Consider the following 26122-nt stretch of genomic DNA (forward strand, 5'->3'; position numbering starts at 1 on the left):
CCTTATTATATAGATGAAACCCGGTTGTTCAGGCAGCCGGGTTTTGTCATTTTTCCAAGTATGATTTATTAATGAAATAAAAAGCAGGCTTCTGTCCTTGTTGTTCAATAAGCTCTTCTTCCAACAAGAACCCAACCCTTTTCCGGATTGTTACTTCAGACTTTCCTAATTCAGCTAATTCTTTTACCGTTAATCCTAATCAGGCATATATGGTCCGCTTCCTTGCTATTTGGGACTAACACTGACCGATATGCGCTCAACCTAATATAATATGTGACCCAATTGCCAATTTGTGCTCCATAAATCAAAATATATGAGCCCAACCTAATCTGAAACCTACTCAACACAAAAAACTAACTCCAATATTTTCCAGGGTAGTTTTTAAGCTTGTTTTCAAATCCTATCCCGTCTCACATCCTCCCCATCCATCAAATAAGCTACCATCACACCAAAGATTAACGCCCAAAACTGTGCGCCAATCCCGAAAATCGTGATATTTGCAAGAGGAATTAGGAAGGCGACCATGACTGCGTATTTGAATTTACCGCTTCCAATCGACATCGTAAATGTCTTGATCAAAATAGGTAATAACAGTAGGCCGACTAAGAATTTCAAAATACTCGTTGGATAAACCATCAAAATGCCGATTGCAGGGTAACTGACAAGACCAAAGATAAGCGCAAAAATGGATGCCCAAACGGCTGCATAATAACGCTTGTCTTTCTCCCCGACGGCCGGGTCTGAAAGGACAGCAACCGGTGCACCTGCACTTGTTACACTATGACTTCCGAAAAATCCGCCGAAAAACGTTGCAATTCCAGAAACCATAATCGATAAATCCATATTCGTTTGATATCCTTCTGCCTTTAAGATCGAATTTCCAATCGTTACCTCACCAAATAAACTAATGATTGCTAGCGGAATAGAGACGGTAAATATGACCTCCAAACTGCCAGCAACAGGCCCAACCGTTGGGAAAAGATTGAATGATACCGATCCGAATGAACTCGAGTTAAGTGTTCCATCGACGAATAACGTCAAAGACAAAACAAAGAACACGACAATCGCTGCAGGGAATTTCGGAAACAATTTTGTTGCAAGGATAAATGTGGCTATGCCGATGATCCCCCACTCAATATGACTCGCCGTAACTTCCACGATGTAAAGAACATAGTAAATAATGGTTCCAGAAAACATCGCCATCACGATTTCAAGCTTGATGAAGCGCTCGATTCGCCGGTACAGTTTAAATATACTGATGAGAATCAATACAACACCAGCCATACTGAAAGCGAAAAACACTTCGTCTATTGGATATCGATGCACCGTAAAACCGACAAACACTGCCGCTGGTATCGAAGAAGACACGTTTAACGGAAGCTTTGTTGTTAAAGAAAGAATCAATCCTGCGATACCTGCAAGAACGATCGCTCCAAAGATCCAATTTTTTATGAGTTCGCTTGACCAGCCAAGCTGTTGGCTAACCTCGAATATAACCATTGTTGGAACGATAGCCGTTAAGATTCCGGCTAATACGCCATATATCATATAATTGTAGTTAAATAACTCTTTCCATCTCATAAGGCAAGTCCTTCTTTTTATATCATGCTTCTTATTATAGCACGATGTTTCTCAACAATTCTGAATAAATATTAAATATGATAGAATCAAGCAAAAGGTAACAGAAAAAAGGAGACTCCCTCTATGAAAATCGTATTGGCACCTGATTCATTCAAAGGAAGCTTGTCTTCAAGCGAAGTGACTCAAGTGATGGAACGAGCCATTAAAGATGTCGACCATTCTTATACCGTCGTTTCCAAACCGATGGCTGATGGCGGAGAAGGTACGATTGAGGCCATGTTAACTTCGAGGGAAGGAAAGAAAGTGAACGTACAGTGTACCGGGCCGTTAGGTGAGCCGATCGATAGTTCTTACATCCTTTTTAATTCAAACGAAGCGGTCATTGAGCTGGCTGAGATTGCTGGACTCACGCTTGTGCCAACACAGAAAAGAAATCCAGATCATACAACGACGTATGGATTGGGTGAGGTCATTTTAGATGCCATGGACCGAGGTACGAAGTCAATCATGATTGGACTTGGAGGAAGTGCTACGAATGATGGCGGTTTAGGGATGCTGATTGCTTTAGGAATGAAAGCATGGGATAAGGATGGCCGGCCACTCAGCGGATATGGTTCGAATTTGCATCATGTTCAGAGCATTAGTTTTGAACATATGGATAAACGTTTGAAGGATGTCGACATCAAAGTCGCATGTGACGTAACAAGCCCTCTTTGCGGCGACCAAGGAGCGAGTGTCGTTTTCGGCCCTCAAAAAGGAGCAACCGATCAACAGGTAAAACAATATGATCAGTCACTCCATCACTATGCCAATATCATCGAAAACAATCTCGGTCAATCGTATCAAAACATACCTGGGGCTGGTACTGCTGGTGGGTTAGGTTTTGCCTTACTAACAATTGGCGGCCAGCTCAATTCAGGAGCAAAATTAATTGGTGAGGCAATTCATTTGGAAAAAGAAATTCAAGAAGCAGATTTAGTGATCACAGGTGAGGGACAGAGCGATGAACAAACATTATACGGAAAAGCACCCGGTTTTGTCGCTTCACTAGCCAACAAACATCGGGTACCCGTCGTTTTGCTTTCAGGCAGTTTGTCTAGTGACCAAAAATCGTTAAACAATGTATTCACTAGCTGCTTTTCTATTGTGAATCGCCCGCTTACATTAGAAGAAAGTATGAATGAAGTAGAAGCTTTACTCTACGAACAAACCAAACAAATGATTAAACTTGTGGGGGCCTTTTCTAAAAGATAACTTATATGACCTTTGTGGTTTCTGGTGACCTTTTAGCACCTTTATTCAATGTTAAAATGCCATCAATCAATAAGCATATGAATGCGGCCCAATGCAGCAACATACCAAGAACGGGAATTATTCCGATTGTACTAGCTACAATCCCAACAACCGGCCCCCATATTCTTTGTTCTGATTTCTTCGCTAGAACCAATGTAACAATATGATAGATTAACATAAACAATAATGGAATCCATACAAACGAGAGAATGAATACTCCTCCAACTCCCGGAATACCTAAAAAAAATTCCATTCCAGATCCTATAAGTTTCATAACACCGGAAATAACCATTTAGTCGCCTCCATAAATTTTTATAAATACTACAAAATAAGATATCCATTTACAGGTAATTTATTCGAGAAGTCAGATTGAAATGCTCACCTGATTAGGTTTAATAACGAAGGATAAAGATCTCCTTCGCATATCGAATAGCTTCTAAGTTATCTTTAAACGGCAGGCCATCTCATTGAACACTTAGCGCTCCCTTTCGAACGCTCACCCACACCTCCACCACATTTGGATTCTCTCTTCCTTCTCCTACACCACAAAATAACTCAACATTCTGATTCTCATTTCGACACCCCTTTCACAGTTTTCTTTTACATAATGTAAGCATTTTCATAACTTTTTCCATTTAAAAGTAAGTAAAGAAACGTCTTGACTGACATTTCTACATCTTATATACTATTTTAAAACGTTCAAATTGTTTGAAAACCTTTATTACATAAAAACAAAAAAGGAGAGGTTCATGTGAAGGGTCTAAAGCGTATGATTGGGGTAGCTATTGTTCCATTGGCAGTTGCATCACTTGCTGCATGTGGCGGAGAGAAAGTTGAATCAGCAGAGGAGTTTCCTTCAAAGGAAATTGAAATGACGATTCCTTGGTCACCGGGTGGTGGAAGTGACATTGAAGGCCGTTTCGTTGCAGAACATGCAGCCGAATATATCGGAGAAGATATCGTACCAGTCAACGTGCCGGGTGTCGGCGGGACTGTCGGCTTGGAAGATTTAACGAAGGAAGATGCTGACGGATACAATATTGGACAGATTCATGAAGGGTTACTTGTTGCCCATCATTCCGATGTAACAGAGATTAATTATGATAGTTTTGAACCGATCGCCTCATTGTCGTCTTCTGACCAGATTCTTGCGGTTTCAACGGATTTAGGTGTTGAAACGTTAGAGGAATTAGTTGAATACGGACAGAGCAACACGATTCAATTCGGTGGTACGGTTGCTGGAATCCCGCGTGTATGGGTTGAGCAAATGGCGAAAGAACTTGGCGTCCAACATAACTTAGTCGGGTACGAAGGAATTAGTGAAGCCATTCAAGCACTTGCTGGAGGTCATATTGACGCAGCAATCGTCGACTATAAATCTGGTATTGATTTTGTAAAAGCTGGCGAAATCAATTTCATAGCAATCGGTACAAATGAACGAATTGAAACAGCGCCTGATCTACCGACATTCCAAGAAAATGGCTATGACATTACGATGGGAATCAACCGTGGATACGTTGCACCAGAAGGAACACCTGAAGAAGTGATTGAACAATTGGAAAAAGCGTTTGAAGAAACAGCCAAAGACGCAGATTATATTGAAGCCGTCGAGAATGCTGGATCCAGCGTTACCTTCATGGGCACGGAAGAATACAAAGAGTATTTGGACAAGCAAGATAAGATTATCAGCGAAATCATCGAAGAAGTAGCAGCAGAATAAATCATAGAGGGAGCCTCTCCCTCTATCTTTGTTAGGAGGAAGAATTTTGGGTGAATTAATCGTTGCACTCGCACTAGTTGTATTGTCCTTTTTGATTTACACACAGAGCGGTGACCTACCATCCATGAACGAATCCCAATTGGATGCAGGCTCTTTCCCTCAGTTTGTGGCGATTTTACTTGGTGGACTGTCACTCATCTTAGCGATTAAACAAACAATCGTATTGATCAAAGCGCGAAAACAAAATAGCGAAACGTCCATCAAACAACAACTGCTTTACATAGTGAAAGAACACCAACTCGTTTTCATTACGTTGGCTCTATTATTTATCTATATTTTAGCAATCCAACTAATCGGTTTCATTCTATCTTCCATTCTATTTATTATCGTTACAGCAATGGTCATCGGACCACGGATGAAAAAGAGTATTGTAACCGTATCTAGCATCGCGATAATTTTAACGATCAGCTTATATTTCTTTTTTCAAAGTGTTCTTCAAGTCAGATTCCCAACTGGCGTTTTCTTCTAAGAGGGGGTTCCGTTTATGTTCGATTTACTATTCTTAGGATTTGGTGAAATTCTTAACCTAAAAATTTTACTCGTAATCTTTATCGGGGTTGTCGTCGGTGTCATCGCCGGTTTAATTCCAGGGTTTACCGTCGCCATGGCGATTGTGTTGACCTTACCGCTTACGTTCGGTATGGAGCCAGTTACAGGGATTGCCGCGATGATCGGTGTGTTCGTCGGTGGAATGTCTGGTGGGTTAATTAGTGCTGCACTACTCGGCATACCAGGTACACCTTCTTCAGTCGCGACCACTTTTGATGCTTACCCGATGGCTAAAAAAGGACAACCGGGTAAAGCACTGTCGATTGGAATTTGGGCATCCTTTTTAAGCTCGATTGTCAGCTTGTTCATTTTAGTCACGATTGCTCCACAAGTTTCTCAGTTTGCATTAAAATTTGGACCATGGGAAATGTTCGCGCTTATTTGTTTGGCATTGACGATTATCGCAAGTGTCACAGGAGATTCCATTATTAAAGGATTAATTGCAGGTCTGTTCGGATTGCTCATTTCAACAGTCGGAGCCGATCCGATTATGGGCTTCGCACGATTCACATTCGACCTCGATGTCCTTCGTGCAGGCATTCCATTTTTGGTCGTATTGATCGGAATGTTCGCTATTTCACGGTTAATGCAATCGTTGGAAAAAAGCCAATTGGAAAAAGACCGACTCGAACGGTTGAACGAAGATGCTTCGGAAATGAAATTCACGCTAAAACCGTTTCAATCGTTGAAAAAAGTGATCTCAAAACCGATGACATTAATCGGCTCCTCTGTGATCGGTTCGATTATCGGCGCTATTCCCGGAGCAGGTGGAAGTATCGCCAACATCGTCGCTTATGACCAAGCGAAAAAGTGGTCCAAGGAACCGAAAAAATTCGGAACGGGCTGTGAAGAAGGTGTCGTCGCGTCGGAAGCCGGCAACAACTCGACTGTCGGCGGTGACTTGATCCCTACCGTCGCATTAGGAATTCCAGGCTCCGCTGTAACGGCTGTTTTACTATCCGCATTAATGGTACACGGCATTACACCTGGACCTCTATTAATTGTTGACGAACCGAACATCGTCGGTGGAATTTTCGTTGCATTCTTTATCGCGTCACTCGCCATGTTATTTACACAGTTCGCAGGTATGCGTGTCTTTGTGAAAATCACTCAAGTGCCAACGCATATTTTAGTACCAATCATTCTAGTGCTATGTGTCGTTGGGACATTCGTCTTGAACAACCGGACGACAGACTTGTACATTTTGCTTGCGATGGGCATCATCGGCTACTTATTTACGAAATATAAATACGCCCTTGCCCCAGCGATCATCGGAGTCATCCTCGGACCGATTGCCGAACTAAATCTCCGACGCGCATTCATGACAGACCCAGATTGGACGCTTTTCCTATCCCGTCCGATCTCATTAACATTTTTAGTTTTGACCGTTCTATCGATTTTGTTTACGATCTGGCAGACGATAAATGCGAAGAAAAAAGCTCAAGCATAGAAAAATCCCGATTGCATGGCCGTGCAGTCGGGATTTTCTAATTTAAAAAACCTTCCCATAAACCTTCAACCAGTTCCCACCATAGATCTTCACAATCTCTTCTTTCTCAAACCCTCGGTCAAGCAACTTCTCGGTCAATTTCTCCAAGGTTTGATGGTGTAGAATATCAAAAGCAAAAGCACCATCATCGCTTGGTGGGAAGTATTTACGGAGCATGTCGCAACAATCAAGCCCAAGCCCGATATGTTCAATACCAACCGTTTGTTTAAAATGCTCGATATGATCGGCCAACAACTCAACATCGCCCTGGTCGGCTTTCCCGGAAGCAATCCGGCTCAAAATATTAATACCTGCAACGCCACCACGCTCAGCAATTTTCTTCAACTGCTCATCCGTCAGGTTTCGTGGGATCAAACCGACTTCCCGACTATTGGAATGAGACGCAATGACTGGCCCTTCGGTGAACCGCATAACATCTTCAAAGCCGCGGTCATTAATGTGACTGACGTCAATAATCATACCGAGTCTTTCCGCTTCTTTCACGAGTGCCTCACCAAACTGCGTCAATCCGCCACCCCGGTCTTCCTCTTCCATCGTGAAATGGCAACCGTCTGCAGCGAAGTTCCGGCGACTCCACGTTAGGCCGACAAACCGGACACCTAATTCATAAAACACACGCAATAAAGATAAGTCTTGGTGAAGCGGCTCCACACCTTCAAACGAAAGCATAATGCCCACTTTCCCGGCATGCTTCGCCTCTAAAATATCCTCGTAGCTTTTACACAACATCAACTCATCCGGTGACTCATCTATTTCTGCATACAAAGCGCTCACCTGATTCAGCGCCTTACGCAGCACCATTTCCGGGATAAACGCATCGTCCACGAAAATAGATGATATAATGAGGTTAAAACCACCTTTTTTAAAATTCGGTAAATGGTCGGTTTCAATCACCTTCGTCCGACCGAGCGCTCGCTGCTCAACCACATCAAATAACAAATCATAATGCGCATCAATAATAAACGCTTCTTCATGAATTTCTTTAATCAAATCGTTCATCTGTAACCACGTCCTTATCTAAATTAACTCAACTCCAGAATAACATAGATGTCCGATGTCTGACCTTCACATCCTTGTGTGAAAATTCGCATAGAAATATGGTATGAATACGATGGAGGGAAATAGATGAGTGAAAACGAAAAGAAAAATGTAACGCTGACAATGGATGAATATGAACGCGCAGAATTTTTAAAGCTTTTGATCGAGGAAGCAAAGTCTCCCGCTGAGGTCAAACGGCTAGGCATGGAGCTTAAACAGATTTATCACAAAGGACATATACGGTATGTGAAAAATCAATTAGAATAAGGGTAGTAAAACAGACCAGATAGGCGGGAAATGAAATGGAATTTAGTGATTTTACAGCTGCACAAGTAAGAATTGCCAGACCAACAGACAAGTTTGAAGAAATAATCGATTTCTACCAAAACGGCTTAGGCCTTAAACGAATCGGCGAATTCCAGGGTCACCGAGGATACGAAGGGGTCATTTTTGGCTTACCCGAAGTGAATTATCATTTAGAATTCACCCGACATGTTGATGGAAGTCCCTGTCCGGCACCAACGAAAGATAATCTACTCGTTTTCTATATCACGGATAAAAGCGAGATTAATCATGTAGCACACCGGTTGGAGAAAATGGGTTATCCGGAAGTTGATCCGGAGAATGAGTATTGGAAAGAAAAGGGCGTGACCATTGAAGACCCTGATGGTTGGCGAATTGTGTTGATGAATCGGTCTTTTGCGGATTAAAATGAGCAAATCTAATAAGATGAATAAAGTTATTTTTTTCGCAATTTCTTTAATTCAATATGAATCTATATATTATTACGAAGATAAGTTTCAAATTAAAAGTGAGGAGTAAGTCGGCTTTTTAGTATTCCACACCCCACTCCTCACTGCAATCCCAAATCTACTAAATAAAACGTCGGATTTTCTTGGTTTTTTGTAAATCAATAATGACATTCGTAGTACCTGGTATATCCGTAATATCCTTTGAAGATAAGCTAGAGGACGATAAGATTATAGAGCAAAAGCACGTAAGACATATAAATCAGAACAACTCCGTTCACTAGTTATTGCAGTCCCAGATCTGCCAAGTAGAATGTTAGATTCTCTTGATCTTCACTTAATTCAAAAATGACATTCGTTGTTCCAGCTGTCCCAGTTATAGCGGAATTAAAACGTAAATATAAGATCACTAGCCCTTCATTAAAGTAAACAATTCTCGAAGCATCAACGCCAGCTGATTCAATTTGTAGTTCGTCTGTGATGTCGTCATAGTCCAACTGAATTTCTGCGTAATAATCTTCACTTCCCGCAATATAATCTTCAGTTCGTTGTAGCTGGTGAGTGCCCTTCTTTAATGATTCTTTATTCCCACCTAACCACACATATTTACCATCTCGACTAATCTTGTTCTTTGTGGCATCCAAATCATGGGTTGTCTTATTCTCGTAGTCTAAGATATGGGTATCACCTGGTATCAAGGCGTACTGTTCATTTAGCAACAATAAATCTTTAAATTCATTCAGCTCTCCATTATTCAAATTTTTAAGGAAAGAATCTCGGTTTCCGACTACAAAAGAACTAGTAAGGTCCTTACTCAATAAAATATATCCATTCCTGTTTTCTCCACTAGCATCTGTATTTTTAAGTAGGAGAAAAATCGACTTATCTGATAATCGAGGAATTGAAACCACCAGCTCATCTTCCGGATTCCAGTTAAACTTTTCAGCTAATTCAATAGATGTTTCTTTATCTCCTGATCGAAGAGTAAGTAAATTATCTTCCCCCAATTCAATCTCCGGATATTCTTCGATAGGTTCCATCACGGACTCAAAATCCTTAGTTAGCTCATTAAACCTAGTCTCTTGATTATCTGATTGTATTAATGAGGCAAAGTGATTCGCTACTTCTTTTTTAGAAGTAATAAAATAATCTATTCTTTCAGGATTATTTTCCACGTTAAAATGAGAATAAGTAAAACCATCTTCATCTTGCTTGTGGATAGTAGAATACATCGGCATAGAATAAGTAGCCAAAAATTCCAACATAGCAGGAGAGAATTCTTCTGGTAAGCCGACTTTGTAAGACTCGCTACTCGCAGCACTATTCGTACAAGCAGATAAAACAAATAAGGAAGTAATGAATAGAATAAATTTTACTTTCATTTTATGTTCACTCCTACTACTTTGATAGGTTAACCTTTCTAATCAATTCGATAAATTCTTCGCTCTCAATCTCATTTGAGTGAGCCGGATTAGTAATGCTTTCTCCTTCAATAGCATAAGTTGGTCGCTGATCTATTAAACTTCCTAAAGACTCTGCATGTTGACTTGTAATAGAGACCGCGCCGTCATGTGAATCATAATATTTAACTGTGCTAGTCCCTAGTCTTCCCGACGGTCGTTCGTAGAAATCACGCCCAGCTACCGCTGTAATCTCCATATCGTCCAATTGACTGTATATCTCAGGGTTTGCAGACTTTAAATTTTTAACATCTTCTTTCATTTCTTCACTAGTCATATCTGTATATGCATTACTAAATTTAATTTGATTATTGGTTGTAGTATTAAGAGTGTTAAAGTCTAAGTAATCACTATATTCATCAGAAACCTTGTTCATGAATCCTGCGATAGTTGGAAAAGTATTGGCTAAACCACTAAGAAGGTTTTCATCGTAAGGTGTTCCTATTGTAGTAATGCTACTTACGTTTTCAGGATAATCCATAGCAAACTGAAATGATCGCCTACCACCATAACTATGAGCGAACATATTGAGTTTGGTCTCCTCGTTTAATAGACCCATTTCAATTAACTTATCCGTTAAATCATCACTTGTTTTCTGTCGATGTTCATTTTTATATTCTGTTTCATAAATAAGATGCAAACGAGCATCTTTTGAGAACTCTTTATTATTCTTCAAGTCATCTATACTTTTTATAACCTCTGGACCTAATATCCCTTCTTCGGTAACTAAATGATAGCTAATGTCTCCATCCCGATTTTCATAAATAAGCACGTCACCAATATTAGCAGCCTTCTTTGCGGAGTCCAAAAAACTATCTCCGTTATCCTCAATCCCATGAATATACACCGAAACATCTTTAAATCCACTAAAAGGCCCCTTAATATCATTCATCTCACTATACAATCGATTCATATCGTTCAAAGCTTGATGGATGGGTGAACGATACGCTCGCGCAGCATTAGAGAATTCAATATCAATTTGAGTTATTTTTCCTTTCAACATTTGATAAATATACCGAATATGATGATCAATATCATTTTGTATATTTATGACTCGGGATCGATCTTGATAACTTGGATCTTCCATCCGATACAGCTTCGCGATCTCTGCCTCCTTACAAACTTCAAAGTCTTTGATCCACTTATCTATGGTTTGGATGATTTCATCTGCATCGAACCGAATTTTATCACCCGATACAGAAGCACTAATAGATCCGTTGTTAAAATAATTCCAACAAGACACAAATGCATCTCTCACTCGCTTTGAAGCCGTTCGCTGAATAATATCTTCAGCTTGAGCCCGGTGGATATCTAAAATCTGTTTCAAAATCGGATCCATTTGATACATGTCACTGAACTCCTTAGAAAGGTATGTTAACTTGGAAATGCGTTTGATAGACATTGAAATTTGCTGGATAAACTCAGAAAGTTTCTTCTACCCCAACCCATTCTTCACCAAAACTGCCTTAATCGTCGTATAATCATACCGATCATCCAAAGCTTCCTTCAAAGGTTTCAACCTCGGTTCCTCGATCTGCTTACGGGCTTCCAAAATTTCCGCTTCTTCCTCCTCCGTGAAAAAGAGGATCCATTCAAGCGGGTGTCCTTCCTGATAAGCTTTGAACAGGTGATTTTCGATGGTCATTGACTTCACTTCACGTGCAATGGCAATGTCTTTGATGGTTTTGCCGGATCGGAACATTTCGTAGCTAATCAGATGGCTCGGTCGGTCGTCTTGTGGGTTTGCCTTTCGTCGTTTCGGTGCGCCAGAACTTGTAATCTTTACCCGCTTCCTCACATCCGGATTGTCCGCTCGCCATTTTTGAATGACCTCCAAAAACGCTTCGCCGTATTGCTCAAACTTCCGCTCACCGACGCCCTTGATTTCAAGCATATTTTCTGGCGTCTCCGGAAAATAGCGACTTAATTCCTTGAGTGTGGCATCAGAAAACAAGACATATGGCGGCACATTTCGCTCATCAGCCATTTGTTTACGGAGTGCTCGTAACGCCTGGAAAAGCTCCTCCTCATAATCCGCTTCCTCACTTGTCGGAATCGGCGCAACAAACATTTCCACCGGACGCCTTCCCATCAAGACTTCTACAGAATTTTGATTAAGCCGCAACGTCGGAAATTGCCCTTCAACCATCGTAAGAAGCTGCTCGGCAACGAGGAAATGAATGCGTTCAGTCAATTCTTTTTCGGTATATGCCGACAGAATGCCATAAGTTGAGAGCCCATCCAGTCGGAAGTCCTTAATCTTTTTATCACGGGAGCCTTTCAAAACCTTCGCCGTCATCCCAACGCCAAATCGCTCACCCATCCGCTTCACGCAGGACAAAATCATCTGAGCCTCTTCGGTAATATCCGTTTTCTCCTGGCGTTCCGTACAATTACTGCAATGACCACACGGCTCTTTTGCCATCTCCCCTTCAAAATAATTCAAAATGAACGATGTCAGACAGCCGTGCGTATGACAATAATTAATCATCTCCTGAAGCTTACGGTACTCATTTTGCTTCGCCGCTTCATCGGCATTTGACTGTTCAATTAAAAATTTCTGCAGCTGAACATCTTGTGGTGAAAACAATAAAACACAGTCACTCGGTTCACCATCACGACCTGCACGCCCCGCTTCTTGGTAATACGACTCGATATTCATCGGCATCGCATAATGTAAACAATAGCGCACATTCGATTTATCGATTCCCATCCCGAATGCGTTTGTCGCCACCATAATCGTTTTTTCATCATGAATGAAGGCAGCCTGCGCACTTTTCCGCTCTTCTTCAGGCAAACCCGCATGGTATTTTGCGACGTTTAACCCACGTGCATTCAAATCACTATGTAACGCGTCCACCTGTTTTCGCGTCGCCGCATAAATAATCCCCGACTCATCCGGATGCTCTTCAATGAAGGACCGGACATAGGAAGACTTATTCTTGCCCTTCACCAGATGAAAAGACAAGTTTTCACGCTCAAAACCAGTATTAATCACATGGTTATTTTCAATATGTAAAAGCTGCTGAATATCTGAGATGACCTCATCCGTAGCTGTAGCGGTTAATGCGACAAACACCGGGATATTTGGAATCCGTTGTAAATTCGGGACAATCGAACGATAGCTCGGCCGAAAGTCATGCCCCCACTGCGAAATGCAATGCGCTTCATCAAACGCGACGAGCGAAATCTGAATTTTTCTCAGCGTACGAACAAAATAATCCGATTCAAAACGCTCCGGTGCAACATAAACGAATTTATATGTACCCGCTTGAATCTCCTGCATGCGCTCACTCAATTCACTTGAGGAAAGCGAACTATTAATAAACGTTGCCGAAATGCCAAGCGACTGCAGCGCATCCACCTGATCCTTCATCAATGAAATGAGCGGAGAAATAATGACCGCTGTTCCATCCATCGACAAGCCAGGAATCTGATAACAAATCGACTTCCCGCCACCCGTCGGCATGACAGCAAGCGTGTTTTTCTGATTCAATATATAGTCAATCGTCTCCCCCTGTCCCGGACGAAACGACTCATAACCGAAATAAGTTTGTAGAATTTGTTGTTGTTTTGTTGGCATGGGTGGGCCTCCTTGAGTAGTCTATTCTATGTTTATTGTAGCATTTATGGGTGAGATTAATATAACAACTCTATTTTTTCGATGCTTTAGGATTTATCCGTCCTTCTTCGGTGTTGATATGAGAAACTTCAACATTAATCTACCGACCTTCTCCATTAATTTTTGAGGCTTCAACACTTATTCGTTGAGCTTCAACATTAATTTGCTAAACTTCAACACTTATTTGCTGAGCTTCAACACTAATTCGCTAAGCTTCAACACTTATTTGCTGAGCTTCAACATTAATTCACTAGTCTTCAACATTCATTGAATTTAACTAAACTCCAAGCCTCTCTTTCATCACCTTATTCAATTGAAACAAGTAATCGAAATCGTCACTTAGAAAGTTGTATGTTAGTTGATAATTTCTTAAGTACTTATCTCCGTAACTAACAGCAGCTCTCTTTAACATTTCTCGGGATGTACTATTTGATTCTAGCCCAGTATATTTCCGAAATGCTCTGTTCGTTATTTCATTTCCATATAATAAATAATAGTCTTTGAGTGCATTTTCATGGGCTAAGGCGTCACGGTAGTTGCATCGTGTACACTGCCATCGACGTCTGATCATCTTCATGCCTAGGTTTCCACAATTTATGCAGAAAATTCCATGGTTAAGTTCGCTTGGTTGGATTCGATTTTGCTTGAGGATGTCTGGTAGATAAGGAGCATTGTGGCGTTTAATTTGATTGGAAAGATGGTTGATCTGCTTGACGGTGAGGTGGTTGGCGTGTTCCTTTGATAGTTCCCGAAATAATGAAGGTAGCCGTTGAAGGGATATGACGCGAGATGCGTGATGAGTATTTGTGGATTCGATTCGTAATCTCGTGTTGGAGTTGGTCATCACGACATAGTATTCTACTGGCAGTTTGCTTATGTCATATTGTTCTAGCCAGTTCGATAATTGAAACGCTTGCTCTTCGGCTTGCAAAACGGGGTCTTCAAAGACTTTAAATTCGTCGCCTTTTGTCTGAATCACTTGATGCACCGTATCATCAAATAATAAGTCATCACTATAATATTTGGATTCGAGAATAAGTATAAATTTAGAGGAGATTAAAATGAAATCCATTTGAAAATGATTCGAATGAAGATTGAGGCGGACATTGGGCAAGATTTTGCAATAGGATGGAAATTTGCTAAGTGGATAAAGCAGTCGCTTTTCACCGTGGAAACCAGCGAGTTCATTGCTTACCTTTTTCTGAATTTGTGGATAGCGCTCATGATGAGCAGGTAATCGATGATGCAAAGCTAGCAACATGAGAATGTGGGGAGAGGGATAGAGGGTTAACTTTCGTGTAGACAAGATTCAATCGCTCCTTTTATTTTATTGTACTTTTAAGTATAGCTAATTCTAGTTAAATGACAAGTAGGTTGATAGGCTGTGTTCAAGCTTCAGGGTTAATACGTATTTCTTCAGTGTTGATTTGCATGGCTTCAGTGTAGATGCGCACAACTTCAGTGTTAATTCAGATTTCTTCAACATTAATTTGCAATCCTTCAACATTAATTCAAGCTTCTTCAACATTAATTCAAGCTTCTTCAACATTAATTCAAGCTTCTTCAACATTAATTTGCAATCCTTCAACATTAATTCAAGCTTCTTCAACATTAATTTACAATCCTTCAACGTTAATTCAAGCTTCTTCAACATTAATTTGCAATCCTTCAACATTAACCCTAATCTTTCAGCGTTTAGTCGTTACACTTCAGCATCCTCCCTAACCCCACAAAAAAAGACACCAACCAAAGTCAGTGCCTACCTGCTCGCACGATCGTTCTTTTCCATTGAAAAGGAATAGCCGAAGCCTCTTACGGTGTGGATGTATTTGACGTCGTTCGACTTCTCGAGTTTCTTCCTCAAATTTCGTATGTGAACTTTGACGGTTTGGATGTTGCCGGTCGCGTCCATGCTCCAAATGTCGTCATAGAGTTGATCGTGGCTCCAAATTCGTTTTGGGTATTGAGCTAGCTGAATGAGTAGTTTCATTTCTTTCGCTGTCAACGGAATTAGTTCACCGTTCAAGTAGCAAAGTTTGTTGTCGATATGAATTTCCAAGTCTCCGTATTTTAATCGTTTGGCACCTTTCGCAAGGTTGACATGGTAGCGTCTAATATTTGCCCGAATTCTTGCTTCTAGTTCGTCGAAGTCAAATGGCTTTGTCAAATAGTCATCTGCGCCAAGTTCAAAACTGGTGAGTTTATCAACCAATTGTTTGCGTACGCTAATAAAAATAATCGGAACAATTAATTGCTTACGAATTTCCTGACAAACTTCGAAACCATCTCGACCAGGCATTTCAATGTCTAATAAGATGAGTTGTGGGATGGTGTGCGAAATGATTTCCAGCGCTTCATCACCGTTTTCAGCAGTAAAAACAGTAAAGCCTTTTTGCTTCAAATAAAGTGCGGTCATTTCACGGATATCACGGTCATCTTCAACAATCAACACCTTATGTTTTCCGATCGTCTTCTCCTCCTTTATTATCGTCTAACACCATAGACGACTAACCGGTGAGTATTGGAACGGTATGGATGACAAGTTAACAACGTAGCTAAATCTTTTCCTTCCTTCACCCGTAAAGAGTCTGTTTCATGAGGCAAAATAACAGCAGACCCTTCAACTTTATAGACTAGTCGTTCATCAAGTGTATGAATATAAAAAACATCTCCAGGTTGCAGCTCGTCTAAGTTTCGAAACATTTCCTTTGTGCCCATTCCGCGGTGGCCTGCCAGTACGGTATGTGTATTCGGTCCACCAACAGGTAAAGATGAGCCTTCGACTTGGCCGATTCCTTGAGATAATGCGTAATCACTCGCTCCTAGAAGAATCGGAATATGTAAGCCAAGTTTTGGGATTTCAAGCGTTGCGAATGTATCAATGTCGGTCGTGTTTCCTTGAGTGTCAGCGGTTAAGCTTCTTTCCTTTAACACCTGGCTGCACTGTGTATAATCAAGTGGATTATATCCTTCGGTGAATGGATCACTGAGTCCCTCGTCATTCTGATAAATCGCATTGTTACATTCACGTGCATCGTTAATCTTTTTTCGTTTGAGTGTTGTAGGGATGGTATCCGCTTCAGCATGAAAATGATCTACATAGGTATGTTGGATTTGATTATTGATGAATTGTGCAACGTGAGGATAGATAACGACAATTACTCCAATCGCAAATAGGCCGACAATGAATCCTTTTTTCTTGTTCATCGTCTTTTCCACCTTTTCCTACGTCGAATATACCAATACGTTAGTATCGACATCAATAAAATTAACAAAGCGATCCACAGTAGATACATTGGTTTCTCTGCTTCGATCATCGGTCCATCTGGAGTAATTAGTGCGGCGGCTTCTTTTGTTTCTTCAGTAGGAATACGTTTACCTCGCACAAGAAGGCGGTGTGTGTTGATCATGTACGGTTCACAAGTAATCAACGTAACGAGGTCTTCGGTAGGATTGAATTCGAGCCAACTCGTTTCTGTCGGCAGGACAATTTGGATATCATCCACTTCATACGTTAACGTTTCCCCTAAAGTATGGATTTGAAACCTATCTTTTACTTTTATTTCATCTAAATTCCTAAAAAGCTTCGAACTGGGTAAACCACGATGTCCTGTTAATGCCGCATGATTACCTTTCCCACCAACTGGTAAGGAAGAATTCGGCATATGGCCGATTCCTTGACTCAGTACATCTTCGCTGACACCATGATAAATCGGGATGCGAACATCAATCGAGGGGATTTCAATACTTCCCATCGCCTCCCCAATATCTAACACATTCAAATAATGCTGATTTTCTTCCACTTCGCCACTTACTTCTTCAGCAAAAGGATCTTCAATCGATACAGGTTGATTTTGGAGCGCCGCATTATACTCTTCAGCCTTCTGTCTTTCCTGTTCCTTTTTCTCATCGGACATGTTTTTCCACGCTTCATTATGCTTGGTAATCGATGAATGGTGCTCCTGTGTATTTAACCAATCACTAATAATTGGATAAAAAAAGATACTGAGTCCGACGACAAATACCGCTACCACGATGAACTTTCGGAACATACCACTCACCTTTCCCCTTTGAAGATTAAGGTTAAGAAGGAGACGCATTGTCCCCTTCTTAACTTTCCATCAAATTTAAGCCGTTTCATTTCTGCGATGACGGATATACATCACTAAAGCTGTTCCCATCAATAATGCACCGATAAGAGTGAAGAGCGATGTACCAATTCCACCTGTTTTCGGTAATTCCCATCCGGACTTGTAGTTATCTACTGTGATGACATGATCGCTCTTATTAGCATTAACGGAGAAGCTGATCGGGTTGTTTAATTTGTTGTAAGGCTTCATGACACCATCGTCATCGTACATCGGAGCTTTTGTTTCGATTAACTCATAATCGCCGTAGTCGAGTTCACCGAAATCAATTTCACCGTTTTCATCTGTTGTGCCGGTAAATACTTCTTCTGTGTCCGTGTTAACGACTTTAAATTCAGCACCTTCAAGTAACGCTTCCGTATCCCCATCTTGTTTAACCACAACTAACGTACCTGCAGTCGGTAAGAAATCTACTGGGTCAGTTGTTTTATCACCAGATTGATCGTGTTTGTTCGTGTATTCTACAGATGCCTCGTTGGAAATTGCTTCATTTGCCGTTGCATCTTCTGAGATGAAGACATCAAATTCGATGACCACTTGATTGACCGACTCAAATGCGGCAAAATCGTTTACATCCCACGTCAACGTTTGACCGTTTTGATTGAATGTAAATGCACTTGAATCAACCCCATTCACATCCCAGCTACCATCGACATAGCTTAAGTCATCATCCAAAATATCGGTTACTTTAAAGTTCGTATACTCAAACATGTCACCTGGTACATCAATCGTAATTGAGTAAGTGATTTCTTCTCCACGGTTGCTGGTATCTACACTGACGTCTTTTTCAATATCCGGCTCCCGATAGTTTACCGCCTCGACCGTGATGTCTGAGTCACTATCTTCTACAGAAAATTCGATTCGTTGATCACCCAAGACATAACCATCAAGTGTATGCGTCTCTTTGAAATAATAATCACCATAAGGTAAATTTTCTACGACGATCTTTCCATTCTCATCTGTTACAAAAGGAACTGAACCATCGACTAACTCGTCGTCATCCCCTCTGTACAGCTCGAATATGACACCTGGCAGTCCTAAGAAGTCATTACTTCCATCTTTCTTCGTCAACTCAACGTCATTTCGGATTGTTTCGTTTTTCGGATAAATATTTACGTGGTAGAATGATTCGCTTCCGTCTTGAACAGTCATAGGAATATCTACGAAAAATTCTTGAGTATTTAAATTGACATGGTCTGGTCCGTCTATTTCTTGAACTTTATATCTACCTAGTGGAATCTCCATCCAACCTGTTATTCCATCCGGACCAGTCACTTTCGTCGACGTAAATCCATCTGTAACTTCTGTCCAAGTATCAAATTCTTTGTTGTATTCGTGCGTCTGGATAATTTGATACGTCACACCTTCGAGTGGTATGCCCTCAACTGGATCAGTTAACTCTCGTCCATCAGCATCCCCTTGTGCTGCTCCAGGTTCTTGTTCATATTTATGAATAAACAACGAACCATACGAAGGCGAGTACGGGTTTTCTACACCCGCAACGCTCAAAGGCAATAACAAACTAAAAATTAACAAAGCGATTAACGTTGTGGCTAATTTTTTCATTCAACTTCTCCCCTATTCATTGTTTTCTTTCCGTCTTCTCCACAAAAGGAACAAAGCGGTTGCCATGAGGATTGCTCCGACACCGTAAAATCCTATTGTTCCAATTCCTCCTGTTTTCGGAATCTCCCAGTCTTGTAACGTGTTTTCGATTGTTTCATTTACGTGCAGTTGATCACTTGAAATGGAGATGGTTCGTTCACCTTCAAGCAGTCGATAACCTTCTGGTGCTTTCGTTTCTGTTAACGTATACTCTCCCAAAGGTAATTCGTCGAAAATGATTAACCCAAATTCATCTGAAGTTCCTGTCATGGAAAATCCATCCGAACCATTGAGCTCAAACATCGCTCCTGCTAGTGGATCACCATTTTCATCAACTTTATAAATCGTTAATGAACCATATAAGGCAGTGTTGGTAACGATTAACACTCCATCTTCTGCTCGGTAACTAGCTTCATAGCCATCCGGAACGTTAAGCTCTATGACTTCGTATTCAATTTCATTTCCTGTTTCATCATCATATTTTCGAAATCCAGTAAAGACAGCAGACCATTGATTATCTTCATTTAATACTTCTGTTATGCCTGTATCTGTTCCATCTGCAAGTAAACTGACTGTCACTTCACCCGTTTCTGGACCAATCCACTCTTTTGTCACTACGACATCAATCAATTCATCGTTCGTATTCGTAAAAGTAAAACCCTCTTCAACTGAACCAGTTTTATGAGATGTATAACCTTCGAGGGCTACTTCTTGAACGATATAGTCTATTTTCACACCTGTCGTTTCATCATATTTTCTTAAATTTTCAAAAGCACCTGACCAATTATTCGTCGCATTTAACGTTATCATTTCTCCTGTGTCAACTCCGCCCGAAAACAGCTGTATCGTGACTTCGTTTGCTGCTGGACCAACCCATTCTTTTGCAACTTGGATATCCAGCGTTTCATCATTCGTATTCGTGACTACAAATCCATTATCAACTGAACCCAAAACGTCACTTGAATATCCAGGTATATCTATTTCTTGTACTGTATAGGAAATTTGGTTCCCTGTTTGGTCATCGAACACATTCAAATCTGCGAATGTGTCCGACCAATTATTCGCTTCATTTAAGACCAACGTCCTTCCAGTGTCAGTTCCGTCTGCAAATAACTGAACGGTCACAGCTTCTGCCGCTGGACCAATCCATTCTTTCGTAACGTGAATATCTATTTGTTCTGGGTTATATGTGTTTGTTACGGTTAATCCGTCTAAGCTTTTCACATAATTGACCGGTACATCTGCTTCATCAGCAGTAAAGATATACTCTCTACCATAGGGATCATACTGAGGTACTTCCTCCCATGTGTATTGCCAAGCTGGGATTTCATTGCCATCCACTGTTGCGTTTTTTATTTGATGAGGAGCTTCACCTGCTGCAGAAACTAATAAATGCAAGGTGATTGATGGTCGTTCTGTACCGCCATCCCACACTTTATTTGCTGTAACATCTGTTTTCGGAATTTCAAATAATAAATCTCCGCCTACATCATGTCCACCACCGATTCCTTTGATAAAGAACGTGTAGATTCCATCGTCGTTTAAATTCAAGTCAGTCAAAGGAAACTTAAAAACAGTCCAATGCGAATCTTTCGTATTTCCTTTCAATCCATCTTTAGGATTATATTCAACACCGTCTATATATATGGGCACCAGAGGATTATATTCATCAAAATCCGTAGAGGTAACACCGTTCAATGTCATGAATTGTAATGTATGTGTTGATTTCACAGCGACATAAACAGTACCTCCATTAGACCATAGACGATGTGGCCTTGTATGATCATTTTGGGATGTACCTACTAAACTTGTAGGTACAACGATTGCGTTCGATCCTGAAAAGTAATTACCTGATGTAGATAAGGAAACAAATAACGATTTGGATGCTATTTCTTCAATCGTGTCATCACTTTTGGAATTTGTTTCTTGACTTTTCTTTTCGTCTTCTTTAGATGAATCTTTCTTTTCATCTCTTTCTACTTGTTGATCTTGGTCCGTTTTTTCATCTTTAGTATCCTTAGTATTTGGTTGCTCTTCAAGTTTGTCTTTAGATTCAGACGTCGACTCATCATTCTTTTCCGTAAGCTCTACTTCCTCAGATTTTGTTTCGATTGAAGATTCATCCGCTTGCTCGTTCGACTCCTCTTCAGTTGATTGGTCCAAAGCAGGCAGCTCAATCGCCTTCTCAGCAAAATCCCGAATCTCCTGTTCGTCAAACGAAGCAATCGCATTTAATTTGTAAACTTCTACTGGATCATCTGTTCTCAAAGTTGTGATTTTAACTTCTTCTTGGAATGCCCCCGATGACTTCAGCAAATAACCAGTCGCCGTTAGTTCAACCTCGATTGAGTTTGATACATCAATCGCCCCATGACTCAGCCCTGGTGAAAATTCGACTTCGACTTCAACCTCGCCATTCTCGGATTCGGTTTTTACATCAATGGACAAGTTCCATTGAATGCCCTCGTCCGAATGAGCAACATAATCGACGGTTACTTTATTTGAAGACGATTGATCCGAAGTAGCTAATAAGCCAGCATTGAGACCAAAGATGTGAAAGATGAGAACTACAATCGTTATAATCGAAATTCCTTTAATATAGCGCATTTCCTTTCCTCCTTTCTAGAAAGATTTCACGTTTTACGTTATCTTCACCGGTGAAAGCAACAATGTCGACAAACTGGATTATTTGAAGAGCGAAACCTCCTTTTAAATGACTATGATAAAAGCACTACATTTATCCTAAGTTGTGAAGGTTAAATCGAGGTTAAGAGTTATAAAATTATTTAGAATATTTAGTTTTATTTTGTCGAATCCAAAAATACGCCTTAAATAAACATGAAAAACCGGTACCACTCTAAACGTTCAATCGCAATAAAAATTGAAATTGCACAACAAAAACCGTTTACGAATTCGTAAACGGTTCAAAAAAATTATATCTACTAAAAGTGCTATAATTACTTTCTATTTATATAGTCAGTGGTACCTAATGAAGCGGATTGGTCTTTTAACGGCATTTCGATTATAAATGAACTGCCTTTCCCTTCATGACTATGAACAGTAATAGTGCCATCATGAGCAAGCACAATCTCCTCAACGATCGCCAATCCGAGCCCAACACCATGGGCTGTCGACCCACTTGAACCTTCCGTTCCCCGGTAATACCGTTTAAAGACATAAGGTAAATCTTCTTTTGCAATCCCAACACCATTGTCTTGCACGACAAGCTTGATATGATTCGGCGCTTTCCAATAAATATGAAATTCGATGCAACCATCATCTTCATCTGTAAATTTAATCGCATTGAACAATAAATTTTGAAACACTTGATCCATTCGAAAGAAATCCATAAAAACAACAAAATCATTTTGTGGGCGACCGAATGCTTTCCAATAAAAGGTTCGGCCCGACTGCTCAACCATGAACGAACCGAAACGTTCGATGCGCTTTAACCAATCAGACACATTCATCCGTTCCAGTCGAACCATCGCTTCTTGTTTTTCAATGACCGATAACTCTTGTAGCTCACCAGCCAACCGACTTAACATCGCAACCTTTTCGAACGCCAATTCGTGATAAGGATGATTCGTTGGATGGATATCGCCGTTCTTGACCATCTGTAAATAACCTTGAATCAACGTCAACGGTGTTCCGATTTCATGTGCCAACATCGCTCTGTATGTACGTTGCACTTCAAGCTTTTGTTGAAGTTTTTTTACCATAGAAGTAAGTTTGATATTTTCTTCAAGCAACTTTTTATTTTCAATATCCAATTCAAGTTGATTGAAACGCTCTTGAAATCCTTTCGTATCATTCACTGATTGAATATCATTTTTGGAAATAGATTCGTTTTTCAAGGAATAACATCCTCTCTAAATACAATTAGTATGGAACCAGCCCATCTTATGCATCGATCTCTGATTTCATGTTGTATTTATGAAATAATGATGTATTTACCTCTCTATTATTCAAGTCCCGTTAGGTCATCGTTCAGTGTTAATTTGTGATTCTTCAGGGTTAATTCATGTTACTTCAGTGTTAATTCTCGGTGCTTCAGCGTTAATTGTATTCCTTCAGGGTTAATTCTCGTTTCTTCAGCGTTAAATTGCATTCCTTCAGGGTTAATTCTCGTTTCTTCAGCGTTAAATTGCATTCCTTCAGGGTTAATTCTCGTTTCTTCAGTGTTAAATTGCATTCCTTCAGGGTTAATTCTCGTTTCTTCAGTGTTAAATTGCATTCCTTCAGGGTTAGTTAGCCCACACACAAGACGTTCAGCAGCTGAGCATCCGTACAATTTAACAACTCAGCACCTATGGACATCTTTAACACAAAAAATGCCAATATCAAGTACTGCTATGAGTTACTGGATATTGGCTACGACGAGTAGTGTGTATATTTTATTTTGTGAATTTAATTTAGCATATTTTTCCTTAAAGTTAAATTATGGTTAATTATATACAATGGATTGGAAGAAATCAACTGTTATATAGGTCTTTAGATAAAATGGTAGAAGTATTAGAATTAATAGTGCCAAAGACAATTCTCCATATAAGAGGGGTAGGTTTACATTAAGCTGTTTATTTTTTCTTCTATACCTCACTGAACCATCAAGTATGTTGATAAGAAGGATCTAGACTCGTTTAAAATTATGAACCTTCATCAACAGGATATGCGTAGGTTACATATCTATCAGGAGCTGGACCAACAAAATGAAATGGATAGCAAGTACTGACAACTAGTACTTCCTCTGAGTGCCTTCCAATGACAGATGTATCATCTTCCGGAACAATTTCTTCCTCTTTAATTTCATACTCGAAAACACCGTATGGCATATGCACAATGAATCGATCACCAATTTCTAACTGACCGAAATCCCTAAAAACGGTATCTCTATGTCCGGACAAAACGATTTGTTTACCTTGAGCAGGAAAGCCGGTACTTGTTACATGACCAACACCTTGCTTTAACGCATCTTCATTCGCTCCTTCAACTATAGCTATTTCACGCTCTAGCTTAGGTATTTCAACTTTTCCTACAATTTCATTTTTGTCAGCAGTAAATTGCTTTGCTTCATCTTTATTCTTACTTAAATCACTAACACTCGACTGTTGGTTCAAAATAAAATGAGCCTCAGCCAAGGCTTTGTCTGCACTAACTTTATTATCCCATATTTGATACCCAGCAATGCCGATAACTAATAAACCGAAGATAATTAAAAACTTCCCAAGAATTCTCATCATCTAACTCCTACCAATATAGTTAATTAGGGCTTTCATTGAATTTTTAAAACCATCTTATTCAGATAACCAATATTTTCTATTATACCATTTTATAATAATGTAAAAAACGGTATTACAACACCTTTCCTTAGGCCTCTACCTCTTAACATCTAATAACCGACATATTCCTTCTTTATTAAGTAATTTTTTGGGTGATAGGACAAACATAACCATGCATATCTTTCATTGAGGTGAGAACTATGACAGCTAAGACAATGATGATTTGCCCTAAAAATATTCAAACGTATTATCATGATGAAATAAAGGATGAGAAGAATGCGAAAAGAAAAGTTCATTTTATGAAAAATGAAAGAAAAGGGAGAACGATATCGCTTGTTGTTGAGGAAATTTCTAATGGAGAATATGTACTAATTGAAGGTTTTTCATATTATTCAGCATTATTGAAGGCGCAACCAGCAGAACGGGTCCCTTGTCTTGTCTATCCTAAAACAGACAACCGAACCCGACTTTTACATATTTTAACTTACTGTGTATTTGTCGATAAGAATACATCCTGGGTATTAAAAAATGAAGTGATTATGAAACTAATAGAGGAACATCATTTGTCAGAAAAAACAATAGCCAAAGCATCGAATATAGCATTAAATACTGTTAATTATTATATTTTAGATCGAAAAATTCCTTTGTACATTAGACGAGTAGCAAGTAGCAAAAAGGCAAAATCTGTATTAGATAAAACATCTAAATCTTCGGTTATTCCCAAAGAAATGAAAAAAATATTATATGAGAAGGCAATTATCGATAAGAGTAGCCCTAATCGATTAACAACTACAAAATTTAATTACATGAAGGAGTTTTGCTCCGCAAATAATATACCATCTTGGTTACTCCGTGATTCTTCGAGATTAGAAAGTTTAATTGATTGGCTATTAATAACGAATTTTAACATCAATAGTCACATGAAGAATTTACTAAACTCATTTATCCTCCCAAAACGAACTACCTATCGAATAAAACTCTCCCAGGATAAATCCCAGAAGAGCATCAAAAGTTAAAACCATACTTTCCCTACTGTCACTCTAATGATTAGGCATTTTCTTCATCTGGCCCCAATATGTTAACAACCAGATATATAAATCCGAAAATGAAAAAAACTATTGTTGCTAGGAAAATAACGTTTAAGAACAAGATTCCAAGTGTCCTGAAAATAGAGTTAACCACGATAAATATAAGTGCCAAGGATAATGTGGTTTTCCATGTATAGGACAATTTTGTATTTTCATCTCTAATAATTGATGAAACTAATTGAAATAAAACATAGCCAAATAAAACTGTAGCAATTATCAGGAACAGTAGTGGAAAACTTAAATTCCAAACAGGGTCATAAGTCATTTCCTTTATTTCAGCAGGTTTATCGAATACACTAAGAAATAGTGATTTAATAATGGAAGCTACTGTATCAGTAGTTGTTGTATAGTGCAAAATAAAAGTAGTGAGAATTGCAAAGAAAATCTTAGAACCCTGCAATTATCATAATACAAAGAAAG

The 26122-nt window shown here is 39.7% G+C and carries 23 protein-coding genes; 7 read left to right on the forward strand and 16 right to left on the reverse strand.

All coding sequences use genetic code 11. From position 1 onward, the window contains the following. Positions 1 to 393 precede the first annotated feature (393 nt). On the reverse strand, positions 394 to 1581 hold the full coding sequence (locus FPQ13_RS09670) for a benzoate/H(+) symporter BenE family transporter (protein ID WP_144089137.1): 1188 nt from the start codon (positions 1579 to 1581) through the stop codon (positions 394 to 396). Between the two features lie 123 nt (positions 1582 to 1704). On the opposite strand from FPQ13_RS09670, the gene FPQ13_RS09675 reads away from it, so the two are divergent. After that, complete coding sequence (locus FPQ13_RS09675; protein WP_144089138.1) at positions 1705 to 2835, forward strand: glycerate kinase; 1131 nt, start codon at positions 1705 to 1707, stop codon at positions 2833 to 2835. Position 2836: 1 nt separating this feature from the next. On the opposite strand, the gene FPQ13_RS09680 is transcribed toward FPQ13_RS09675, so the two are convergent. Continuing rightward, a complete protein-coding gene (locus FPQ13_RS09680) occupies positions 2837 to 3166 on the reverse strand; it encodes a hypothetical protein (RefSeq protein ID WP_144089139.1) in 330 nt (109 codons plus the stop codon). Between the two features lie 459 nt (positions 3167 to 3625). On the opposite strand from FPQ13_RS09680, the gene FPQ13_RS09685 reads away from it, so the two are divergent. Genes FPQ13_RS09685 through FPQ13_RS09695 form a run of 3 tightly spaced genes read left to right on the forward strand, consistent with a single transcriptional unit; the run spans position 3626 to position 6653 of the window. Next, a complete protein-coding gene (locus tag FPQ13_RS09685; protein ID WP_144089140.1) occupies positions 3626 to 4594 on the forward strand; it encodes a Bug family tripartite tricarboxylate transporter substrate binding protein in 969 nt (322 codons plus the stop codon). Between the two features lie 46 nt (positions 4595 to 4640). Continuing rightward, positions 4641 to 5123, forward strand: coding sequence for a tripartite tricarboxylate transporter TctB family protein (locus tag FPQ13_RS09690; RefSeq protein ID WP_186279642.1), 483 nt, complete (start codon positions 4641 to 4643; stop codon positions 5121 to 5123). A gap of 15 nt (positions 5124 to 5138) precedes the next feature. Next, a complete protein-coding gene (locus FPQ13_RS09695; protein WP_144089142.1) occupies positions 5139 to 6653 on the forward strand; it encodes a tripartite tricarboxylate transporter permease in 1515 nt (504 codons plus the stop codon). 42 nt (positions 6654 to 6695) lie between these two features. Here FPQ13_RS09695 and FPQ13_RS09700 read toward each other — a convergent pair whose 3' ends face one another. Further along, the gene (locus tag FPQ13_RS09700; protein ID WP_144089143.1) at positions 6696 to 7712 is read right to left on the reverse strand and encodes a dipeptidase; all 1017 of its coding nucleotides are present in this window, start codon (positions 7710 to 7712) and stop codon (positions 6696 to 6698) included. Between the two features lie 126 nt (positions 7713 to 7838). Between FPQ13_RS09700 and FPQ13_RS09705 the strand changes: the two genes are divergently transcribed. Further along, on the forward strand, positions 7839 to 8018 hold the full coding sequence (locus tag FPQ13_RS09705) for a hypothetical protein (protein WP_144089144.1): 180 nt from the start codon (positions 7839 to 7841) through the stop codon (positions 8016 to 8018). Positions 8019 to 8053: 35 nt separating this feature from the next. Continuing rightward, positions 8054 to 8461, forward strand: coding sequence for a VOC family protein (locus FPQ13_RS09710; RefSeq protein ID WP_144089145.1), 408 nt, complete (start codon positions 8054 to 8056; stop codon positions 8459 to 8461). Between the two features lie 323 nt (positions 8462 to 8784). Here the strand turns inward: FPQ13_RS09710 and FPQ13_RS09715 are convergent, their stop codons facing one another. The 13 genes from FPQ13_RS09715 to FPQ13_RS09775 all read right to left on the reverse strand — a co-directional run bounded on the left by FPQ13_RS09715 (position 8785) and on the right by FPQ13_RS09775 (position 24572). Beyond that, the gene (locus FPQ13_RS09715) at positions 8785 to 9882 is read right to left on the reverse strand and encodes a hypothetical protein (protein ID WP_144089146.1); all 1098 of its coding nucleotides are present in this window, start codon (positions 9880 to 9882) and stop codon (positions 8785 to 8787) included. A 16-nt stretch (positions 9883 to 9898) separates the two neighbouring features. Continuing rightward, positions 9899 to 11308 carry an alpha/beta fold hydrolase gene (locus tag FPQ13_RS09720; protein ID WP_186279643.1) on the reverse strand — a complete coding sequence of 470 codons (1410 nt, stop codon included), beginning with the start codon at positions 11306 to 11308 and terminating at the stop codon, positions 9899 to 9901. Between the two features lie 87 nt (positions 11309 to 11395). Beyond that, positions 11396 to 13543: a DNA helicase RecQ gene (recQ, locus tag FPQ13_RS09725; protein WP_144089148.1), complete on the reverse strand. Its 2148-nt coding sequence runs from the start codon at positions 13541 to 13543 to the stop codon at positions 11396 to 11398. 316 nt (positions 13544 to 13859) lie between these two features. Beyond that, positions 13860 to 14888: a nuclease-related domain-containing protein gene (locus FPQ13_RS09730; RefSeq protein ID WP_144089149.1), complete on the reverse strand. Its 1029-nt coding sequence runs from the start codon at positions 14886 to 14888 to the stop codon at positions 13860 to 13862. A gap of 48 nt (positions 14889 to 14936) precedes the next feature. Next, complete coding sequence (locus FPQ13_RS09735; RefSeq protein ID WP_144089150.1) at positions 14937 to 15236, reverse strand: hypothetical protein; 300 nt, start codon at positions 15234 to 15236, stop codon at positions 14937 to 14939. A gap of 105 nt (positions 15237 to 15341) precedes the next feature. Then, the gene (locus tag FPQ13_RS09740; RefSeq protein ID WP_246065469.1) at positions 15342 to 16034 is read right to left on the reverse strand and encodes a response regulator transcription factor; all 693 of its coding nucleotides are present in this window, start codon (positions 16032 to 16034) and stop codon (positions 15342 to 15344) included. Between the two features lie 32 nt (positions 16035 to 16066). Beyond that, positions 16067 to 16789, reverse strand: coding sequence for a class C sortase (locus FPQ13_RS09745; RefSeq protein ID WP_144089151.1), 723 nt, complete (start codon positions 16787 to 16789; stop codon positions 16067 to 16069). Beyond that, on the reverse strand, positions 16786 to 17634 hold the full coding sequence (locus FPQ13_RS09750; RefSeq protein WP_144089152.1) for a class C sortase: 849 nt from the start codon (positions 17632 to 17634) through the stop codon (positions 16786 to 16788). The genes FPQ13_RS09745 and FPQ13_RS09750 overlap by 4 nt, the downstream gene beginning before the upstream one ends. A gap of 75 nt (positions 17635 to 17709) precedes the next feature. Next, positions 17710 to 19296, reverse strand: coding sequence for a SpaA isopeptide-forming pilin-related protein (locus tag FPQ13_RS09755; RefSeq protein WP_144089161.1), 1587 nt, complete (start codon positions 19294 to 19296; stop codon positions 17710 to 17712). 12 nt (positions 19297 to 19308) lie between these two features. Then, positions 19309 to 21942, reverse strand: a complete 2634-nt coding sequence (locus FPQ13_RS09760; protein ID WP_144089153.1) for a Cna B-type domain-containing protein — start codon at positions 21940 to 21942, stop codon at positions 19309 to 19311. Between the two features lie 350 nt (positions 21943 to 22292). Further along, positions 22293 to 23192, reverse strand: coding sequence for a sensor histidine kinase (locus tag FPQ13_RS09765; RefSeq protein ID WP_144089154.1), 900 nt, complete (start codon positions 23190 to 23192; stop codon positions 22293 to 22295). A 170-nt stretch (positions 23193 to 23362) separates the two neighbouring features. Next, the gene (locus FPQ13_RS09770) at positions 23363 to 23629 is read right to left on the reverse strand and encodes a hypothetical protein (protein WP_144089155.1); all 267 of its coding nucleotides are present in this window, start codon (positions 23627 to 23629) and stop codon (positions 23363 to 23365) included. Between the two features lie 352 nt (positions 23630 to 23981). Then, positions 23982 to 24572 carry a class D sortase gene (locus tag FPQ13_RS09775; RefSeq protein WP_144089156.1) on the reverse strand — a complete coding sequence of 197 codons (591 nt, stop codon included), beginning with the start codon at positions 24570 to 24572 and terminating at the stop codon, positions 23982 to 23984. A 242-nt stretch (positions 24573 to 24814) separates the two neighbouring features. Here FPQ13_RS09775 and FPQ13_RS09780 point away from each other — a divergent pair, with 242 nt between their 5' ends. Continuing rightward, the gene (locus FPQ13_RS09780; protein ID WP_144089157.1) at positions 24815 to 25630 is read left to right on the forward strand and encodes a hypothetical protein; all 816 of its coding nucleotides are present in this window, start codon (positions 24815 to 24817) and stop codon (positions 25628 to 25630) included. The last annotated feature ends 492 nt before the right edge of the window (positions 25631 to 26122 follow it).

The organism is Allobacillus salarius (assembly GCF_007559425.1).
GTDB lineage: Bacteria > Bacillota > Bacilli > Bacillales > Alkalibacillaceae > Allobacillus > Allobacillus salarius.

Excerpts from the sequence above, each read along its gene's own strand:
- FPQ13_RS09670 (WP_144089137.1), bottom strand. The coding sequence starts at position 1,581 with ATGAGATGGAAAGAGTTATTTAACTACAATTATATGATATATGGCGTA.
- FPQ13_RS09675 (WP_144089138.1), top strand. The coding sequence starts at position 1,705 with ATGAAAATCGTATTGGCACCTGATTCATTCAAAGGAAGCTTGTCTTCA.
- FPQ13_RS09680 (WP_144089139.1), bottom strand. The coding sequence starts at position 3,166 with ATGGTTATTTCCGGTGTTATGAAACTTATAGGATCTGGAATGGAATTT.
- FPQ13_RS09695 (WP_144089142.1), top strand. The coding sequence starts at position 5,139 with ATGTTCGATTTACTATTCTTAGGATTTGGTGAAATTCTTAACCTAAAA.
- FPQ13_RS09700 (WP_144089143.1), bottom strand. The coding sequence starts at position 7,712 with ATGAACGATTTGATTAAAGAAATTCATGAAGAAGCGTTTATTATTGAT.
- FPQ13_RS09705 (WP_144089144.1), top strand. The coding sequence starts at position 7,839 with ATGAGTGAAAACGAAAAGAAAAATGTAACGCTGACAATGGATGAATAT.
- FPQ13_RS09710 (WP_144089145.1), top strand. The coding sequence starts at position 8,054 with ATGGAATTTAGTGATTTTACAGCTGCACAAGTAAGAATTGCCAGACCA.
- FPQ13_RS09715 (WP_144089146.1), bottom strand. The coding sequence starts at position 9,882 with ATGAAAGTAAAATTTATTCTATTCATTACTTCCTTATTTGTTTTATCT.
- FPQ13_RS09720 (WP_186279643.1), bottom strand. The coding sequence starts at position 11,308 with ATGTATCAAATGGATCCGATTTTGAAACAGATTTTAGATATCCACCGG.
- recQ (WP_144089148.1), bottom strand. The coding sequence starts at position 13,543 with ATGCCAACAAAACAACAACAAATTCTACAAACTTATTTCGGTTATGAG.
- FPQ13_RS09735 (WP_144089150.1), bottom strand. The coding sequence starts at position 15,236 with ATGTTGAAGAAGCTTGAATTAACGTTGAAGGATTGTAAATTAATGTTG.
- FPQ13_RS09745 (WP_144089151.1), bottom strand. The coding sequence starts at position 16,789 with ATGAACAAGAAAAAAGGATTCATTGTCGGCCTATTTGCGATTGGAGTA.
- FPQ13_RS09750 (WP_144089152.1), bottom strand. The coding sequence starts at position 17,634 with ATGTTCCGAAAGTTCATCGTGGTAGCGGTATTTGTCGTCGGACTCAGT.
- FPQ13_RS09755 (WP_144089161.1), bottom strand. The coding sequence starts at position 19,296 with ATGAAAAAATTAGCCACAACGTTAATCGCTTTGTTAATTTTTAGTTTG.
- FPQ13_RS09760 (WP_144089153.1), bottom strand. The coding sequence starts at position 21,942 with ATGCGCTATATTAAAGGAATTTCGATTATAACGATTGTAGTTCTCATC.
- FPQ13_RS09775 (WP_144089156.1), bottom strand. The coding sequence starts at position 24,572 with ATGAGAATTCTTGGGAAGTTTTTAATTATCTTCGGTTTATTAGTTATC.
- FPQ13_RS09780 (WP_144089157.1), top strand. The coding sequence starts at position 24,815 with ATGACAGCTAAGACAATGATGATTTGCCCTAAAAATATTCAAACGTAT.